This is a genomic window from Psychroserpens luteus, from assembly GCF_015319355.1.
GTDB lineage: Bacteria > Bacteroidota > Bacteroidia > Flavobacteriales > Flavobacteriaceae > Psychroserpens > Psychroserpens luteus.
On the sequence record NZ_JADILU010000003.1, the window covers coordinates 55,151 to 73,564 of the forward strand.

The following is an 18,414-nucleotide window of genomic DNA, read 5'->3' on the forward strand; positions in this document are numbered from 1 at the left end:
GTGTTCATATTTATCGTTTTTCAATCGTCACATGCTGTTCGCTATAAATCATTCTCTTGGATTATGAAATTTTCAACACGCTCGTTTCATATCAATACTTTAGATTGAGCTTACCAAGTTAACCTAAAATGAACACGACACCTTTTAAAATTTAACTTTTAGATATTTTATTGTAAACCCTTATTTTTTTTGAATATTCCGTAAATTTGCATCCATAAAATCTCATAATTTTACGAATGAAGCAAGCAGCACCATATAAGCCAAAGTATAAAGTAAGAATAGTAACAGCAGCATCATTATTTGATGGTCACGATGCATCCATAAATATTATGCGTCGTATCATCCAAGCCACAGGTGTTGAGGTGATTCATTTAGGTCATGATAGAAGTGTTGATGAAGTTGTAAATACAGCAATTCAAGAAGATGTTAATGCGATTTGCTTAACCTCTTATCAAGGAGGACATAATGAGTATTTTAAATATATGTATGACTTACTTAAAGAAAGAGGAGCAGAACATATCAAAATCTTCGGTGGAGGAGGAGGAGTAATTTTACCTTCGGAAATCAAAGAACTCATGGATTATGGCATTGCCAGAATTTACTCGCCAGACGACGGAAGAGAAATGGGACTCCAAGGAATGATTAATGATTTGGTTGAACAATCAGATTTTGCAATTGGAGATTCTTTAAATGTTGATCTAAAGGAGCTTCCGAAGAAAAATCCAAAATCTATTGCACGTGTTATTTCATCTGCGGAAAATTTCCCAGAAGTAGCCAAAGCAACTTTAGATAAAATACATATTAAAAATGCAGCTTCTAAAACACCAGTTCTCGGAATTACAGGAACAGGAGGATCTGGTAAATCTAGTTTAGTAGATGAATTAGTTCGTCGCTTTTTAGTTGACTTTCCAAAGAAAACAATTGGTATCGTTTCCGTAGATCCATCAAAACGAAAAACAGGAGGTGCACTTTTAGGTGATCGTATTAGAATGAATGCGATTAACTCATCAAGAGTTTATATGCGTAGTTTGGCAACTCGTCAATCTAATTTGGCATTATCTAAATATGTTAATGAAGCGGTTGAGGTTTTAAAAGCTGCAGAATTTGACTTAATCATATTAGAAACTTCAGGAATCGGACAATCAGATACCGAAATTATAGAACACTCAAACGTGTCCTTATATGTAATGACTCCAGAATTTGGTGCAGCTACGCAACTCGAGAAAATCGATATGCTTGATTTTGCAGATTTGGTTGCCATCAACAAATTTGATAAACGTGGTTCTTTAGATGCTTTACGTGATGTAAAAAAACAATACATGCGTAATAATCATCTTTGGGATGTTCACCAAGATGATTTACCAGTTTTCGGTACAATCGCATCTCAATTTAATGATCCAGGAATGAATACGCTTTACAAAGCGATCATGGATAAATTGGTTGAAAAAACAGATACAGATTTAAACTCGACGTTTCATGTTTCTGATGAGATGAGCGAAAAGATTTTTGTTATTCCTCCAGCAAGAACACGTTACTTGTCTGAAATTGCAGAGAATAATCGTGCATATGACAAAACAGCTAATGAACAAGTTGAGGTTGCTCAAAGACTTTACGGAATTTATAAAACCTTAGAATCTGTTGTTGGTAGTACTCCAGAACTAGATAAAGCTGGTATTAATGACGCCATTTTAAAACTAGTTAATGATGATAATACCGACTTTACAAAACTCCTTATTGCAGAATTTGATCGCGTAAAATTAAATCTAGATCCTTACAATTGGGAAGTGATTACAGGTTGGGATGAGAAAGTTAATAAATACAAAAACCCAATTTATACATTCAAGGTTCGTGACAAGGAAATAAAAATTGAAACACATACAGAGTCGCTTTCACATACACAAATTCCAAAAGTAGCTTTACCTAAGTATCAAGCTTGGGGAGATATTTTACGTTGGACATTGCAAGAAAATGTACCTGGAGAATTTCCTTTTACGTCAGGATTATATCCATTTAAAAGAACAGGTGAAGATCCAGCACGTATGTTTGCAGGAGAAGGTGGTCCAGAACGTACCAACCGTCGTTTTCACTATGTGAGTATGGGATTGCCAGCTAAGCGTTTATCTACTGCTTTTGATAGTGTGACGCTCTACGGAAATGATCCAGATATCAGACCAGATATCTACGGAAAAATTGGTAACGCAGGTGTGTCAATATGCTGTTTGGATGATGCTAAAAAACTATATTCTGGTTTTGATCTAGCAAATGTAATGACCTCTGTGAGTATGACAATCAATGGTCCAGCTCCAATGTTATTAGGATTCTTTATGAATGCTGCCATTGATCAACAATGTGAGATTTATATCAAAGAAAAGGGATTAGAAAAAGAAGTCGAAGCTAAAATAGCTAAGATATATAAAGATAAAGAACGTCCATCTTACAACGGAGATTTACCTGAAGGTAATAACGGATTAGGATTAATGCTTCTAGGAGTTACTGGTGATCAGGTATTACCAGCAGATGTGTATTTAGATATCAAAACAAAAACCATTGCTCAAGTTAGAGGAACGGTTCAAGCAGATATTTTAAAAGAAGATCAAGCGCAAAACACATGTATTTTTTCTACGGAATTCGCGCTGCGCTTAATGGGTGATGTTCAAGAATATTTCATCGAGAATAATGTACGTAATTTCTATTCTGTTTCTATTTCAGGATATCATATTGCAGAAGCTGGAGCAAATCCAATTTCGCAATTGGCATTTACATTATCTAATGGATTCACTTACGTAGAGTATTATTTATCAAGAGGAATGGACATTAATAAATTTGGTCCAAACCTATCGTTCTTTTTCTCAAACGGAATCGATCCAGAATATGCTGTGATTGGTCGTGTTGCTAGAAAAATTTGGTCTAAAGCATTAAAAAATAAGTATGGTGCAAATTCACGAGCACAAATGCTGAAGTACCATATTCAAACATCTGGTCGTAGTTTACATGCGCAGGAGATTGACTTTAATGATATTCGTACAACACTTCAAGCGTTGTATGCGATTTATGATAATTGTAACTCGTTACATACAAATGCTTACGATGAAGCGATTACCACACCAACTGAAGAATCGGTTCGTCGTGCAATGGCTATTCAGCTGATTATCAACAAGGAGTTAGGTTTAAATAAAAATGAAAACCCAATTCAAGGATCGTTTATTATTGAAGAATTGACCGATTTAGTTGAGGAAGCAGTTTTATTAGAATTTGATCGTATTACAGAAAGAGGTGGTGTTTTAGGAGCCATGGAAACGATGTATCAACGTAGTAAAATTCAAGAAGAGAGTTTGTATTATGAAACGTTGAAGCATAATGGTGAATTCCCAATAATAGGTGTGAACACGTTTTTAAGTAGCACAGGATCTCCAACAGTTTTACCTGCGGAAGTTATTCGTGCTACAGAGGAAGAAAAACAATTTCAAATCAAGACCTTAGAGAATCTTCATAAAGCTAATGATACTAAACAATTGCTTAAAGATTTACAACGTAAAGCCATTAGTAATGAGAATATTTTTGAAGCGTTGATGGATGTTTGTAAAGTATGTTCATTGGGTGAAATAACAGAATCATTATTTGAAGTAGGAGGTCAGTATAGACGAAATATGTAAGCAGAGAACCAATTTTCTATTTCAGAAAATTGTGTGAATCGCTTATCCCAAACTTGTTTTGGGATCTCAACGAATTAATTTTCTATTTCAGAAAATTGTGTGAATCGCTTATCCCAAACTTGTTTTGGGATCTCAGAGAATCAATTCCGATTTTTTTTATCGGAATTGTATGAGTCGCTTCTGTTGAGCGTAGTCGAAGCAACTCATAAAGAAAAATTTTAAAAAAATAATTCGTTGCTTATCCCGGACTTGTTTGGGGATTTCAACGAATTATTTTTTTTGTACATTATTTCTTGGAAGTCTCTTATCCTGAACGTGTTTCGGGATTTCCATGTTTCATGATTTTATATACTAAGCATCAAAACTCATGACTAATTCTCACTTCAAATTCACTTTTCTATAAAGTTTTCATCATAAAATGCATCTTTTTCAAAACTTTATCGTCTAATAGATAAACGATAAATACATACATTATGAAAAATAGAGATTGTACTTGCAACTGTCAAGGTTGTTTAGACGGAAATTGTAAAAACTGTACATGTGATAACTGTTCATGTTGCAATTGTAACTGTTAAGTTATAATTAAATTCTAAAATGATAATGTCTGTTTTGGTAACTTTATACTGAAATAGACATTATTATATTTTTTCGATAATATGACTACAACAAAAGACATTTGGAAGCAGTATGCAGATGATATTAAGTACTTTATTTTGAGTAAAGTTAAGGATGTATCTGTTGCTGATGATTTACTACAGGAAACATTTATTAAAGTCCATACCAAATTAGGTACACTTAAAAATGACGATAAAGTAAAGTCATGGTTATTTTCTATTGCGAGATATACGGTTCTAGATTATTTTAGACAGCGTAATATTGTCTATGAAATGACAGACGAAGATTTTATTTTTGAAGATCAAAAATTAGAGCATACCAAAGAAGATTGTTTGCATGGTATTATTAAGAGCTTACCAAAAAAATATAGAGACCCATTATTTTTGAGCGATATAAAAGGATTGAAACAAGCTGTCGTTTCTGAGCAATTAGATTTACCATTGGCTACTGTGAAATCTCAAATACAACGTGGTAGAAAACTCATTGCTCAAGGGTTTATAGAGTGTTGTGATTTTAAAGTCAATGATGACGGTTATCTCGTTGGAGAACTAAAAGAAAAAGCAGATTGTAAAGTTTGTAATCATAGTTAAAGTATCATAATCCAACGCTCTTGTATGCGAGTTAACTTCTTTAACTTATTTTTGAATCCTATAAACTAAGTTTTGATTTAATTTTACAATGTTTAAAACACAATTTAAAGTACAAGCAAAGTGGTCTGCTAAAGATGCTTTAGATATTTCTGTTAACGGAAAAACACATCAGGTTTTTATAGACGATAAATCTCCATTGACGATTTCCGCAGCAAAAGCATTTAAAGGTGACGAGTCAAAATACAATCCAGAAGATTTATTATTATCTGCATTGACCTCATGTCACATGATGTCTTACTTCTATGTCTGTGCTCAAAACGGAATTGAACTTATTGATTATAAAGATGAAGCTGTTGGTGTTTTAGAATTAAAAGCTGATGGAAGTGGTGCATTCACATCTGTAATATTAAATCCTATTATTACAATTTCAAATAAAAAAAATATTGATAAAGCAGTGAGTCTTCACAAAGAAGCAAATAAACTTTGCTTTATTGCTAATTCATGCAACTTTCCAATTACACACAATGCCATAATAAATGTTTTAGATGAGAAATAACTTATAAAGTCATCATCCAATGACGTTGTAAGCGTTTGAACTTTTTCAACTCATTTTGAAGAATTGGTAAATAATCTTTGCCATTACTATTGCAATGCTGTAAGCGATTACAGTTAAGATGTAAACGATGTGTTAATCGTTCAAGAGCATCTAAATGTTTGTGTTTTCTTACTGAACAAAGTTCTGCCTGAGCTTTTTCAATTTCAGGAGCTAGAGATTCTGACTGCTGAATGATATCTCCCGAAAAATAAATATTAGAATCCTCTGAGCCATCAGGCCTTAGGTATGATAAATCTTGATTAATATACGTAGAGATATTTCTCGATAACACGAGAATATCCATAGCCTTTTGATATATAGGCAGTTCAGATAAATGAGATGGGATATTATAATTCATTTTTTTAATAGCAACGGTATCAAATTTAGTGACAAGTTTTGATATTACACTTTAGATATTAATGTAAATATGTATATTTGATTTAATTATTAACGTATATTTTAATATTACTTTAAAATGAATATTGATACTTTAAATTGGAAGATTTTAAAATGTTTACAGGTAAATGCGAGACAGTCTAATGCCGAAATTGGACGACAAGTAGGCATTAGTTCACCAGCAGTTTCAGAACGCATAAAAAAAATGGAAGACGCAGGAGTTATAGAAAGCTATAATGCGCTTGTATCTCCTTTTGAGGTTGGCTATCAATTAAAAGCGTTAATCACATTGCGTGCTTTTATGGGAATGTTGAAACCTTTTTTGGAGAAAGTAAAAACTTATGATGAGGTGATTAATTGCTATCGTATTACTGGTAATGAAAACATTGTTATGGAAGTCGTTTTAAAAAACCAGAAACATCTCGAATCATTTATCGATCAATTGATTGTTTATGGTGAAACTAAAACACAAATCGTTTTATCTCGTGTCATAAAACATAATGAGGTGAAACCGCTTAAGTAGTATTCAGTCGCAGTTTTCAGTGGTGGTTTTCAGAAAAGAAATCGTTTTTTTAAATATCATCAGGATCAAAAGATAAATCGTCATCAGGATCATGGTCATCGTACTGTATTCCTGGCGGATTAAAAAGTCCCCAACGATCTATAATATAATTCCATTGGTCAAATGTTTTTACCCATTCTGCAAATAAGATTCTAAATTCTTCGATTTCTGCTCTTAATAAATCGAGATATTCGATATCCTTAAAACCATTCATTTGTAAACCTCGTGCATCTGTGATTAATTCTCTGGCTGCTTTTCTAATGATTGCAGCGTTTTCCATTTTGATATCGTAAAGTGTATCTTCACTTTCAGCAATAGCAATTTTAGCTGGGATTATTAAGCTATTCTTTCTCAAAAATTTAAGATTACCTTCAATCATATCTGCCTGGTATTCTATTTTATACTCAATTTCAGTATGTTCAACAGCTTTCACAATGTGATCAACAAGTTTTTGAATGTCCATTGCTTTATTGAATAAAGGCATTTTAGTCCATTTATCAAATGGTTTCATGTCAGTTTTGTTTTATAATTAAATGAGGTACATTTTCTAATTCCCAATCAATCACCAATCCACCAGCCAAACTTTGAGCGATCTCTTTTCCGTAGAGAAACTCACAGAGATATAAGGCAGCTTCAAATGATTTTGCACCTCCTGCTGACGTGATGTATTTCCCATCATGCACAAACAAAACCTCTTTTCTAATATCTAAATTTGGGAAACGCTCACGCATCGTGTCAATATCACTGGGAAACGTGGTAGCTACCGAATTATCCAAAAGTCCAGCTTGTGCCAAAACAAAAGCTCCATCACAGTGAGATGTTATAAATTGTGCGTCTTTATCGACACGTTTTACAAAATCAATCATGGCTTTGTCCTCAAGATCTGTATCCAAATGATGCTCTGCACTTGGGACTACAAGAATGTCAATTTTTGGAAGTTTATCTGTGGTGTAATTATAATCTGGCAGAATACGCATCCCTTCAAAGGTCATAATTGCATCATCCGTATTTGCGACTGTAAAAACGTTCATAGGTTTGATGCTATCTCTAAAAATAGTGTGTTGAAAAATATCAAAAGGTGCAGTCAATTCTGTATTAAAAACGCCATCCATAATTAAAAAAGCAACATTGTAACGATTAGGCTCTATTACTGGAACGTACTTTTCTTCATGCTGAACTTGTTTCAGCATCTCATTATTAGCGTTTTCTTTTTTCTCTTCGGAAGAATTGCAACTTGCAAATAGGAGTATGATAAATAATGATAGTAAATGTTTCATTTTTATAATATAGTGGTTTGTTTTCGTAAATTTAGTCATTCAAAATTTAGAAAAACTATCTATGAAAATTCTTTTAAGACTCATCTTAATCCTCTCTATTGTTTTTACTTCATGTTCAAAAACGAATAAAGACCAGCCCATTTCCGAAGACAAAAAAGTAGAAGATACTTACGTAAAAGACAACTACAACAAGAAAGAAGTTACCATTGAAATGCGTGACGGAATCAAATTACACACCACCATATATTCTCCAAAAGATACAAGTAAAACCTATCCTATGTTGATGATGAGAACACCATATAGTTCTAAACCTTATGGAGAAGGTGAGTTTAAAACGAAGATTGGACCTAATATTCATTTAATGAAAGAAGGAAATATAATCGTTTATCAAGATGTTCGTGGTCGTTGGATGAGTGAAGGTGTTTATGATAATATGCGTGCTTATATCCCGAATAAAACCAATAATTCTCAAATTGACGAATCGTCTGATACTTATGACACTATTGATTGGCTCGTAAATAATGTAGAAAATAACAATGGTAATGTTGGTACTTGGGGAATTTCATATCCAGGTTTTTACGCTACATATTCTACAATAGATGCACATCCAGCTTTAAAAGCAGCATCACCTCAAGCCTGTATTGGAGATTTCTTTTTTGATGATTTTCATCACAATGGTGCTTTTTTATTGAGTTACTTTAGAGCAGTATCGCTTTTTGGAACTTCAAAAGATAAACCTACAGATTCTGCTTGGTATAAATTCCCTGAAATGAAAACACAAGATCAATATCAATTTTTTCTTGACGCAGGACCTTTAAGTAATTTAGATAAGTACTTTCAATATGACACACCAGATGATAAATCTGTATCGCAGTCTGATAGAATTGACGATGTCTTTTGGAAGGAAATTACAGAGCACCCAAATTATGATTCGGTATGGAAACCTAAAGGCTTAATTCAAAATTTGAAAACTATAAAACCTAGTGTAGCTACTATGATTGTTGGAGGTTTATTTGATGCAGAAGATTTATATGGTCCATTTGAAACGTATAAAACCATTGAAAAAAACAATCCAGATAATTATAATACCATGGTTTTTGGACCTTGGGATCACGGACGTTGGGCTAGGAGTGATGTGAAGAATTATGTTGGGAATTATTACTTTGGAGATTCTATTTCTCTAAAATTTCAACGAGATGTAGAAACGAAGTTCTTTAATCATTTCTTAAAAGGAAAAGGAGACAAAAACTCAGGATTGCCAGAAGCTTATGTTTATGACACAGGAAAAAAGGAGTGGAGTAGTTTTGATAGCTGGCCTCCAAAAGCTTCAGAGAAACTAGACATGTATCTCAACAAAAACCAAGAACTATCTACCACTAGAAAACGAAATTCTAGTGAGACTTTTGTAAGTGATTTAAAGCATCCTGTACCTTATTCCGAAGATATAAAAACCGTTTTCACACCACGAAAATATATGACAGACGATCAGCGATTTGCTGCGCGTCGTCCTGATGTTCTTATATTTGAAACCGAAATTTTAGAAGATGATTTAACTTTAGCTGGTGATATTTTAGCGCAATTAAACGTGTCAACGACAGGAACAGATGCCGATTGGATTGTGAAAATTATTGATGTACATCCTGCAGATACAGAGGAACAAGAAGAAGGTATGCAAGACCATTTATCAATGAGTAATTATCATTTAATGGTGAGGAGTGAAGTGATGCGTGGACGTTTTAGAAACAGTTTTGAACATCCAGAACCATTTGTACCTAATAAACCAACAGATGTTAATATCAAATTACAAGATGTGCATCACACGTTTAAAAAAGGTCATAAGTTACAAGTGCAGGTTCAAAGTACTTGGTTTCCGTTGATTGATTTGAATCCGCAAACCTTTGTGCCTAATATTTATAAAGCTAAAGAGAGCGATTTTAAAACCCAAACTCATCAAGTTTTTAATGCTTCTAAAATTGAATTTACGATTTTAAAATAGCGTTTTAGTTAAATACGCCAAGGTGGATTTTTTCTATTTTTTCCTGCGGAAAAGAGAATGATATGATTATTGTCTAAGTCATTAAGATGCGCTTCTCTCCATAACCAAGGTTTATCTTCAGGTAAGGAGGAGAATTCTATGCCTTTTTTCTGAAGGTTTTGCACAAGCTCATCAAGATTATCGTCTTCAAAATAAATAGAGATTCCTTCACCTGTTGGTAAGGTGTCGACCTTATGGATTGAGAACGTTGCATTTCCGTCAGGACATTCAAATCGCACATATCTTGGTAATGCATCTACAATTAAATGTAGCCCTAAAGTTTTATAAAAGGCTGTTGCTTTTTCAACATCTAAAGAATGTATAGTTATTTGATTAAGATTCATAGCTAAAGTGCTTTTTCAATGTGTTTTGCAATCATTTTTGCATGAATTCTAGAATTTTCAATAAACCATTTATGAGTTTCCGTTCCGCCACAAATCACACCAGCGAGATAGAGACCGTCAATATTAGATTCCATGGTTTCAGAATTATATTTTGGGATGAATTTTTCATCTTCGGAAAATTGAACACCTGCTTTCTCGAGAAACTTAAAATTTGGACGATAACCAGTCAAAGCAATAACGTAATCGTTTGCAATAGTTTCAACACCATCTGGAGTATTGATAATTACTTTATCGGTTAGAATTTCTTTTATTTCACTATTAAAATAGGCTTTGATACTGCCTTCTTCAATACGATTTATAATATCTGGACGTACCCAATATTTTACGCGTTCTCCAACCTGTTCTCCTCTAATAATCATGGTCACGTTTCCGCCTTTGCGATAGATTTCTAATGCTGCATCTACAGAGGAGTTGCTCGCGCCAATCACAGCGATATTTTGCAACGTAAAAGGATGTGCTTCTTTATAATAATGCATCACTTTTGTCAAGTTTTCTCCAGGCACATTTAGCAAATTAGGGATGTCATAAAAACCCGTTGAGATGATTACTTTTTTTGCTGAATATTCGGTTTTATCTGAAGTGACTTTAAAATGATTGTCCTCTTTTTCTACGGAAATAATCTGCTCATATAAATTGATGTTTAATTGATTTGAGGTGGTCACTCTTCGGTAATATTCTAAAGCTTCATTTCTTGTAGGCTTAGGATTATTACTGATAAAGGGAATGTTGTCAATTTCTAATTTTTCCGAAGTAGAAAAAAAAGTCATATTCAATGGGTAATTAAATAACGAATTGGTGAGTGCGCCTTTTTCTATGACGCGATAATTCCAATTGTGTTTTTTACACTCTAAAGCGCAGGCAATCCCAATAGGTCCAGCTCCAATTATTAATACATCTAGTTTTATCATGATTTAATTACGCTTAAAGGGTTTGTGATTTTTTTTGATTTGAGTCTGTTATTTAATATAAACAAAATTAGTGCGCATACAAATGCAATGCCTGTGACAATATACCAAGTGTTATCATAACCAAGATGTGCTGTCATTTGCATACCAGCATTGTGTCCAAAAATATGAGCAATAGAAAATGACATCGAATATAATGCCATATACTCACCTTGATTTCCTTTTTTAGCACGATCTACAGCAAAAGAATTTGAAAACGGAAACGCAATCATTTCACCAACGGTCATTAACAACATTCCTATAATTAAAACACCAGACCAAGTCGAAAAATTTAAAACTAAAATACTAAAACCAGTGAGTACTGCTCCAAAAAACATGAGTGATAGTTTTGAATATTTAGAGCCTTCCAGCCATTTGATGAGAGGCATTTCAAAAATGAAAATTAAAAATCCGTTGCCACCTAGGAGCAGTCCTATTTCAAATTCGGTAAGCGTGTGCACATCTTTATAGTAAATAGTAATGGTTGAGAAATATTGTAAAAATACAATCCCAAATAAAACCATGGCTACTAAAAATATTAAAAACGCTTTGTCATTGTACGCAGAATCTGGGTTGTCATTCACAATAGTATCCAGAATCTTCGCTTTTTTAGGATGCAATACTTTTATCATCACCAACGTAGCAATGATGCATGTAATCCCATCAACCCAAAATAAACCAGAATAGCTAAGTCCAGTAATGATGAGTCCACCAATAGCTGGTCCAGCAGAGAACCCAAGGTTAATTGCTAAACGAATGAGCGTTAGTGATCGTATCTTATTTTCGGGTTTGCTGTAAGCGTTTAAAGCCACAAACATTGCAGGTCTAAACGTATCTGCAACGAGCATAACCAGGAAGATACCAATGCAAATAGAGGCAAAAGAGTTTAAAAATTGCAAGGCGATAAATAGAAATCCCGTTGAGAGTAAACTTCTCACCATGACTTTATAATAGCCAATTTTGTCTGTTAATTTACCACCAAGCCATGAGCCAGCAACCGATCCTAAACCAAAAGCGCTCATGATCCATCCAACATCACTCATACTGAAATTCAAATCATCTTTGAGGTATAGAGACAAAAATGGAATCACCATGGTACCAGCTCGATTTATTAATGTGATTAATGCGAGCCACCAGATTTCTTGAGAGAGACCTTTGAAGGTATTGATATAATTATGAAATAGCTTTTTCATTTTGGTTGTTGTATAAATGTAAAAAGTCCGACGCTAGCGTCGGACTTTTTATGATTGGTTGGTTAAATAATTATATTACCATAACACATAGCAAAGCCGACTCTTGGTATAAGAGGTTTGTCTTTTTTTATATGAAATGACGTTGTTTTTCACTTTTTTCTAATTATTTAATGAAGTAAATCTATGAAAAATTTTTTAATAATCAATTTTCTTTGTTTTTGTTTTGCTGATACAGTTTTGAAAAGGAGGTTTGAGAATATCAATAGATTAGAAATACTAATGAGTCCTTTATGTTTTTAGATACTGACTTTTTTATAGTTTGAATTCAGTAATTTTTTCATTTGTATCAAAAATATGAGGATAATGTTCTTTAATATTTCTTGTCATGAATTCTAGAGGGACATCCTCAAAATGTCCATAATCTTCAGTGTATTCCATAAATAGACTTCCTTCATTATTGTATTGTTGTAAAAAGGAATTGTTTTCTCCATCAAATTCTAAAGGTTCTACTTTTAGCTTTACACATAACGATTTATTAAATGCTGGTGACATTTTGAGCCATTTGTTATCGAGATAAACGTTAACCATTCCGTGAGGTGTAAGTTCATTAGAACCAAATTTCTCCATCAATCTCTCTACTGCTACATGATTTTTAACTTTTCCTAAATGTAACCTTGCAGGTATTTTTAAAGCTCGTAGGCAAGCGATTAACAATATTGATTTTTCTACACAATTACCTGTTGGCTTTTTAGCAATGGAACTCGCCTTATAAGTTTCTTTTGAAAGACTGATGCTATATGGGTCATATTTCCAGTAATCTCTTACTTTGGTGTATGTACCAATAGTTTTTTCCTTGTTAGAGATAGCGTCATCTTTATAATCAGATATGATTTCTTGTACCAAATCATTCTCAAAATCAAAGTAATAGGATGATTCCAAATAGTTCATTTCAGTATGGAGTTGTTTGTGGTTTGTGGCTGATGTGTTTTTTGTGTGGTTGGTTGCGGTTGCAAAAACTAAATTAATAAAAGAAAACGAACCAGAGGAAAATCTGCAGGATTTTCTGAGTACACACAGAACCAGTAATTAATTATACTTGTTGTTGTGTGTAGTGCATTTTACAATATTTGAACACTACCTTCTTCATCCCTGGGTCTTACGCTTTTTAATAAATAACAAGAACTATTATCTTCTAAAATTGCTATATAATTAGACTTACTCTTTTTATCTAACAGTTCAGACTCCTTAATTAACCTAGTTTTCCAGTTAGGGAAATTTTCAGGAGGCTCAAAGTTTGCGATGATCTGCTTTAAATCTGTTTGACGTAATTCCAAAATTAATTTTTTAAAATAGTTGTTATATTCACTATACATATAATATTCTAGTTCCCTAAAACTATCAATTAGGCATCTTTTTACAGAATATACCACATACCACAATGACCACCAATAGTTATAATATTCATATTTTCCATCTACTTCAATAGTTAAAAATGCTCGCCTTAAATCATTTGATATAATAGATTCTTCTTTGAAGTATTTAGAAAAAATTGATTGTATGTCTTGAAACAAATTATCATTAAATTCTTCAATATTACCATTGAAATTGATACAATGAAAAGGGAATTCGAGTCTTCCTCTCAAAAGATCATTGTCTTCGATTTGAAAGATAGTATTTTTACGACTTTCTTTATCTATTATCAATTTAGCCTTTACTCTTTCTTCTTCAACCTGTTCTTTAGCAAAAGTTGATTTAATAGAATCGACTGTAGCTAGATGCAAATAGATATCTTTACAGCCTAATGATAATTCAGAGATTAGATTTATCAAACCATCAAAAGCAGCAGGGCTTCTTGCGATTGTTGGTCTATTTCCATTTCTTTCTATATCTCCTCTTGAAACCAAATTTCTTATTACTCTAATCCAATCTGAATATTTATCAGGATCAATTATTTCATTTACAAGGAAATATTCAGCTTGAGCAAAGAACAATAACTTTTGAGTATATGATGCATTTTCATCTTCAAAGACAACCTCTTTTAAGAAATTGGTCTTTGGTTTGTGTTGCCAAAACGGAAAATTTAGATTTAAATCACTTATAACTTGAAATTTCTCATTATATAACTCAAAATATTTTATAAGGTATTGAAAATCAATTTCATCAAACAATAGTGGTCTTACAAAATTAGGATTGTCTTGTAAACCTCTAATTATAGACAATCTTTCATCAGTTTTACCTTTTCTTTCAATAGATTGACGTATCATCGAAATTGTTGAAATAAAACGAATTAGTGCATCATCAATACGATTATCTTTTTTGAAATTATTCCAGAAAAAATCTGTCCAAATTGTATCAATTTTAAAAACAAATGTACTTTTAAGAGATTTTCCTTTTTCCCAATTATTATCATTGATGTGTTTTTGAAAACCAGCTTTAAAGTTTTCAAAAGATGACAATAATTTTCCACGAGCATTCATTTTTATATATAGATCATCAGTAAGACCAATATTTTCTAACTCAACGTGATAAAAACTAATTAAATTTTTATTTGAAATTAACTTACTCCATAAGTCGGGAATATTAAAAAAGAGATTGTGTATATCATCTAAGGTTCTTAACATAGCGTCAATGGTAGGGTCTTTTTTCCAAGAAAGAAAAAACCAAGAGGAGTCTATTATTTCAGAACTTAAGGAAGTTTCTTTAAATATTTCAATATCATTTGAAACTAGTGATGAACAAAAATCCCTTGAAGTAATTCTAGTTTCGTAACTAAATTTACCGAGAACACTTATTTTTTCTGTAGTTAATAATTTTTCCCTATTTGCACCATACCAATGTAGTAAGAACAGAGTAGTAAGTCTTTGCTGACCATCTAAAGGCTGAAAAGTCTCTTTAACATTACTCCCGTAAATGAAATCAAGTTTAATTGGATTTTCCTCTTCGATACTTGTCAAAAGAGCATTTAAAAACTTTAATCGAATTTCTTGCTTATCCTTTCTACCTTGAGCATAATCCCTTTGAATTATTGGTATTTCAATTCTATGTTTATTTAAGAGTTCATAGAAACTTAAAATTTCTCCTTTATACTTATCTTCTTGCATTTGAATTATTTTGAGGTTAGGTAACCGTTAAGTATATTGAATAAGTCTTTTTCATAATTTTCTCTATCATTTTGTGTCCAAAACGAAATCTTGGGAGGATATTCACTAAAGTATTTTAGAAAGACATTTTTTGTGCAAATCGGAATAAAAATTCCTTGCTTATCTCTATTTATAATAGTTTTTCTTTTTAATGGAAAAACAGCGTTTTTATAGCCTCTGTTAGTTTGCGAATCTAATAAAGTTAGATTTGATATGTCATTAATATCTTCATCTTGAAGTTCGGAATTAAAGTGGGCAACTATATCTTGAAATAATGATTTGAATTCGTCTTCTTTTTTTACAGAACATTTGTTTGCTCTTTTAAGCAAAATTTTCCCTTCTTTTTTTGAATTATCAATGAAAGTCTTAGCATCATTTAACCAATCCTCTCTATTTTTGTCAGGTATTTTATCTTTAACTGAAGTTATGTGTTCAATATCCCATTTTTCGTTTTTGTAGATATCAAAAGGGAAATAGGAATTATCTTTTTCACTGTTTAACATTGTTAAGATATTATATAATAATAAGACCTTTCTTACATTCTTTCCATCTGAGTATTGTAGTTCGTTTAAATTAATGTTCTTCAAACTTTGCTTTATGGAATCATCTAAAAATTGCTTGAACTCATTCTTAGTTTGATTTTCTGAATTTTTAAACAAATCCTTAATCCTTGTTGCATCTATTGAGATCAGATAGCCAATTTTATGATATAAATCTCTTTCATTATACCACTCATTAAATTTTTGGTAATAATTTTTGACATCCTTCCAGTTTTGCTCAATAATTTTTTCTTCTTTTTTTAAGAATTTTTTATTAAAAAACCTGAATGTAGAATAATTGTCATTACCATCAGGTTCTTCGTTCATTAAATCAAAAATAAATTCGATTCTATTAGTTTGTCTTTTGTTTTCATTTAAAAAGTACCAAAATTTATCATTTTGTAGTGATTGTTCAATAAAATCCCATTCAGTCGATATCTCAAGTTGTCTCAATCTTAATTTATCGTTGTTTTTGTCGAAATTGGAACTATTAAGAAACAATGCTTTAATTAGTTCTGCATTTGTTAATGGTATTTTACCAATATTAATTCTAGTGAAAATTGCAATCGCATCATTTTCAGTGCTTAAGTACCAAATAACTTTTGAGTGAAATTTAAATTTTGATCTAAATTCTCCTTTATCTAGATAAGATTCTCTTTTTGAAAACCATAGGTTAATTGCTTTATATGCATTTGATATATAGTAAAAGTCAATATTATGTTCTTCATCTTCTGGATTTTCAAGATTTTGAAGAAATCTTTTTGAATTTGATCTAGTTTCATAGTCTAAAGAAAAAAGTTTGTCTCTTCTGTTTTCTACGAAATCTTGATTTAAATAATATAATATTAAATAAATCGTTGTGAGTCTTTGTTGTCCATCAATAACTTCGAATGAAGAATCTTCTCTTTCTTTGACAACTATTGGTTGTAGGCAATACCAAGATTTTTGATCATCTTTATCAATGATTCTTGGTGTAAAATCAGATATATCATTCAGCAACTCAATTACTTCTTTTTCACTCCATCGGTAACCACGCTGATAAGAAGGAATGAAAAAGTTATATTGTTGCAACTCATTAATAGTCTTAAGTTCTAATATATTCTCCATAGTTTTTTTTGCATTACCAACAACGGTTTTGTGTATGATTAGTTGCGTGGTTAAGAACCTAATTTAGTAAACAAAAACGAGCGCGAGAAAATTCTGATGGAATTTTCCAGATAAGCACTTGCCTAGCAATTAATTATACACGGTGTTGTAAGCAATTTTTTAGGTTTTTATTAAATCAATATTTTTAATGAAATAAGCTAATTTATCTCTGTCTCCAATTCCAAAAAAATGTCCACGATTAAATTCAAATCCGTTACTGTGAGTATGAGCAATCCACATGTCAAAATAAAACCTTTCACTTGAAGAAAGTTCATTACGACGACTATTTCTAGTTTTTATGGCACCAATTGTATCTCTTTGCGTATCCACTTCAAACTCATGGTCGAAATTCATTATAGGTGTTTGGAAGATGTAATTAAAAAAATTTCTAATTGCTTTTATTCTTGTGTAAATAGCATACTTCTCCAAAAGTTGTGTTTTGAAATTCTGTAATATAGTTCTCATTGTAATTAAGGACTCAAATAGATAATCTTGATTAATTACTAATCTTCTTTGTAATCCTCCACCTTGAACATTTCTCTTATTTGGTCCAGCTGTTTCAATATAAAATGAATTCTCAATAAGATTGTTATGTAGAAGAAGATTTCTTGTTGCCTTAATTTCAGTCAGCGAGTTTAGTTCCTCTTCGTCAACTACATTTTGGTTTATTCCAGTGATTTTAGTAAAATATTTAAGAATATCTGGTAAACTTTTATAGCTTACATTTTGAACTTTAATTTCTATAGCATGTCTTAAAGGATTTCCATCAATCAAATGTTCCTTTGATATTTGTTCGCTTTTAATGTCAAGTTTATTAGGGATTTCTCTTAAAATTATCCTTAAAGTATCACTCATTGAATTTTCAAATGAAGCAACTCCTAAAACAAAAAGACCTTCCAATATTATACTATCGTCATTATTCATTTTTCTTTCACGAATATTTTCAATTCGCTCTAATGCTTGTTCGATGGGATTAATTAGCTGTTTTTTCTGTAGTAATATTGGTCTGTTCATCTATTTTTCTGAAATTGCTTACAAATCTTGTTATAATAAATTAAACTTGATTTTGCCATAACATATTACGGGATATGCCAAGTTTTCAAGGATAAAAATAAGGCAACTGTTTTATGAAACCTATACGTAGTTCTACGTATATTTCAATAAAAGTATGTTAAAATAATTTGGTTGGTTTACGGTTTACCGTAGTGAAGCAAGCTTTGCTTTAAGATTAGCTTAAAATTGCTTGTTTTTTAATTTGGTTTTTTGTTTTAAAATGTTATTTCATCAGAGTGTTTTTCCTGTTTTTAATTCAAGATTCACGTCGT

At 31.8% G+C, this 18,414-nt stretch carries 15 protein-coding genes; 5 read left to right on the forward strand and 10 right to left on the reverse strand.

Features of this window, described 5'->3' with window-relative positions; translation table 11 throughout:
- The first annotated feature begins 236 nt into the window (after positions 1-236).
- From IM744_RS07185 to IM744_RS07195, 3 genes are all read left to right on the forward strand, one after another.
- Positions 237-3,653: a methylmalonyl-CoA mutase family protein gene (locus IM744_RS07185; protein ID WP_194507450.1), complete on the forward strand. Its 3,417-nt coding sequence runs from the start codon at positions 237-239 to the stop codon at positions 3,651-3,653.
- Positions 3,654-4,309: 656 nt separating this feature from the next.
- Positions 4,310-4,858 carry a sigma-70 family RNA polymerase sigma factor gene (locus tag IM744_RS07190; protein ID WP_194507451.1) on the forward strand — a complete coding sequence of 183 codons (549 nt, stop codon included), beginning with the start codon at positions 4,310-4,312 and terminating at the stop codon, positions 4,856-4,858.
- 88 nt (positions 4,859-4,946) lie between these two features.
- Complete coding sequence (locus IM744_RS07195; RefSeq protein ID WP_194507452.1) at positions 4,947-5,414, forward strand: OsmC family protein; 468 nt, start codon at positions 4,947-4,949, stop codon at positions 5,412-5,414.
- A gap of 1 nt (position 5,415) precedes the next feature.
- On the opposite strand, the gene IM744_RS07200 is transcribed toward IM744_RS07195, so the two are convergent.
- Entirely contained in the window at positions 5,416-5,811 is a 396-nt protein-coding gene (locus tag IM744_RS07200; protein ID WP_194507453.1) for a hypothetical protein, read from the reverse strand.
- A 117-nt stretch (positions 5,812-5,928) separates the two neighbouring features.
- On the opposite strand from IM744_RS07200, the gene IM744_RS07205 reads away from it, so the two are divergent.
- A complete protein-coding gene (locus tag IM744_RS07205; protein WP_194507454.1) occupies positions 5,929-6,372 on the forward strand; it encodes an Lrp/AsnC family transcriptional regulator in 444 nt (147 codons plus the stop codon).
- A gap of 49 nt (positions 6,373-6,421) precedes the next feature.
- Here IM744_RS07205 and IM744_RS07210 read toward each other — a convergent pair whose 3' ends face one another.
- On the reverse strand, positions 6,422-6,922 hold the full coding sequence (locus tag IM744_RS07210; protein ID WP_194507455.1) for a hypothetical protein: 501 nt from the start codon (positions 6,920-6,922) through the stop codon (positions 6,422-6,424).
- Position 6,923: 1 nt separating this feature from the next.
- Complete coding sequence (locus IM744_RS07215; RefSeq protein ID WP_194507456.1) at positions 6,924-7,688, reverse strand: DJ-1/PfpI family protein; 765 nt, start codon at positions 7,686-7,688, stop codon at positions 6,924-6,926.
- 61 nt (positions 7,689-7,749) lie between these two features.
- Here IM744_RS07215 and IM744_RS07220 point away from each other — a divergent pair, with 61 nt between their 5' ends.
- Positions 7,750-9,684 (forward strand): CocE/NonD family hydrolase, encoded by a 1,935-nt coding sequence (locus tag IM744_RS07220; RefSeq protein WP_194507457.1) that lies wholly within the window; start codon positions 7,750-7,752, stop codon positions 9,682-9,684.
- 8 nt (positions 9,685-9,692) lie between these two features.
- Here the strand turns inward: IM744_RS07220 and IM744_RS07225 are convergent, their stop codons facing one another.
- The 7 genes from IM744_RS07225 to IM744_RS07255 form a co-directional block, all read right to left on the reverse strand.
- Positions 9,693-10,067: a VOC family protein gene (locus IM744_RS07225; protein ID WP_194507458.1), complete on the reverse strand. Its 375-nt coding sequence runs from the start codon at positions 10,065-10,067 to the stop codon at positions 9,693-9,695.
- 2 nt (positions 10,068-10,069) lie between these two features.
- Positions 10,070-11,035, reverse strand: a complete 966-nt coding sequence (locus IM744_RS07230; protein ID WP_194507459.1) for a YpdA family putative bacillithiol disulfide reductase — start codon at positions 11,033-11,035, stop codon at positions 10,070-10,072.
- On the reverse strand, positions 11,032-12,264 hold the full coding sequence (locus IM744_RS07235) for an MDR family MFS transporter (protein ID WP_194507460.1): 1,233 nt from the start codon (positions 12,262-12,264) through the stop codon (positions 11,032-11,034). Before IM744_RS07235 ends, IM744_RS07230 begins: the two co-directional genes overlap by 4 nt.
- 312 nt (positions 12,265-12,576) lie before the next feature.
- Positions 12,577-13,212 (reverse strand): transglutaminase-like domain-containing protein, encoded by a 636-nt coding sequence (locus IM744_RS07240; protein ID WP_194507461.1) that lies wholly within the window; start codon positions 13,210-13,212, stop codon positions 12,577-12,579.
- 170 nt (positions 13,213-13,382) lie between these two features.
- Positions 13,383-15,365 (reverse strand): DUF262 domain-containing protein, encoded by a 1,983-nt coding sequence (locus IM744_RS07245; protein WP_194507462.1) that lies wholly within the window; start codon positions 15,363-15,365, stop codon positions 13,383-13,385.
- A gap of 5 nt (positions 15,366-15,370) precedes the next feature.
- On the reverse strand, positions 15,371-17,050 hold the full coding sequence (locus IM744_RS07250) for a DUF262 domain-containing protein (RefSeq protein WP_194507463.1): 1,680 nt from the start codon (positions 17,048-17,050) through the stop codon (positions 15,371-15,373).
- A gap of 159 nt (positions 17,051-17,209) precedes the next feature.
- Positions 17,210-18,103, reverse strand: a complete 894-nt coding sequence (locus tag IM744_RS07255) for a hypothetical protein (protein ID WP_194507464.1) — start codon at positions 18,101-18,103, stop codon at positions 17,210-17,212.
- Positions 18,104-18,414: the final 311 nt, after the last annotated feature.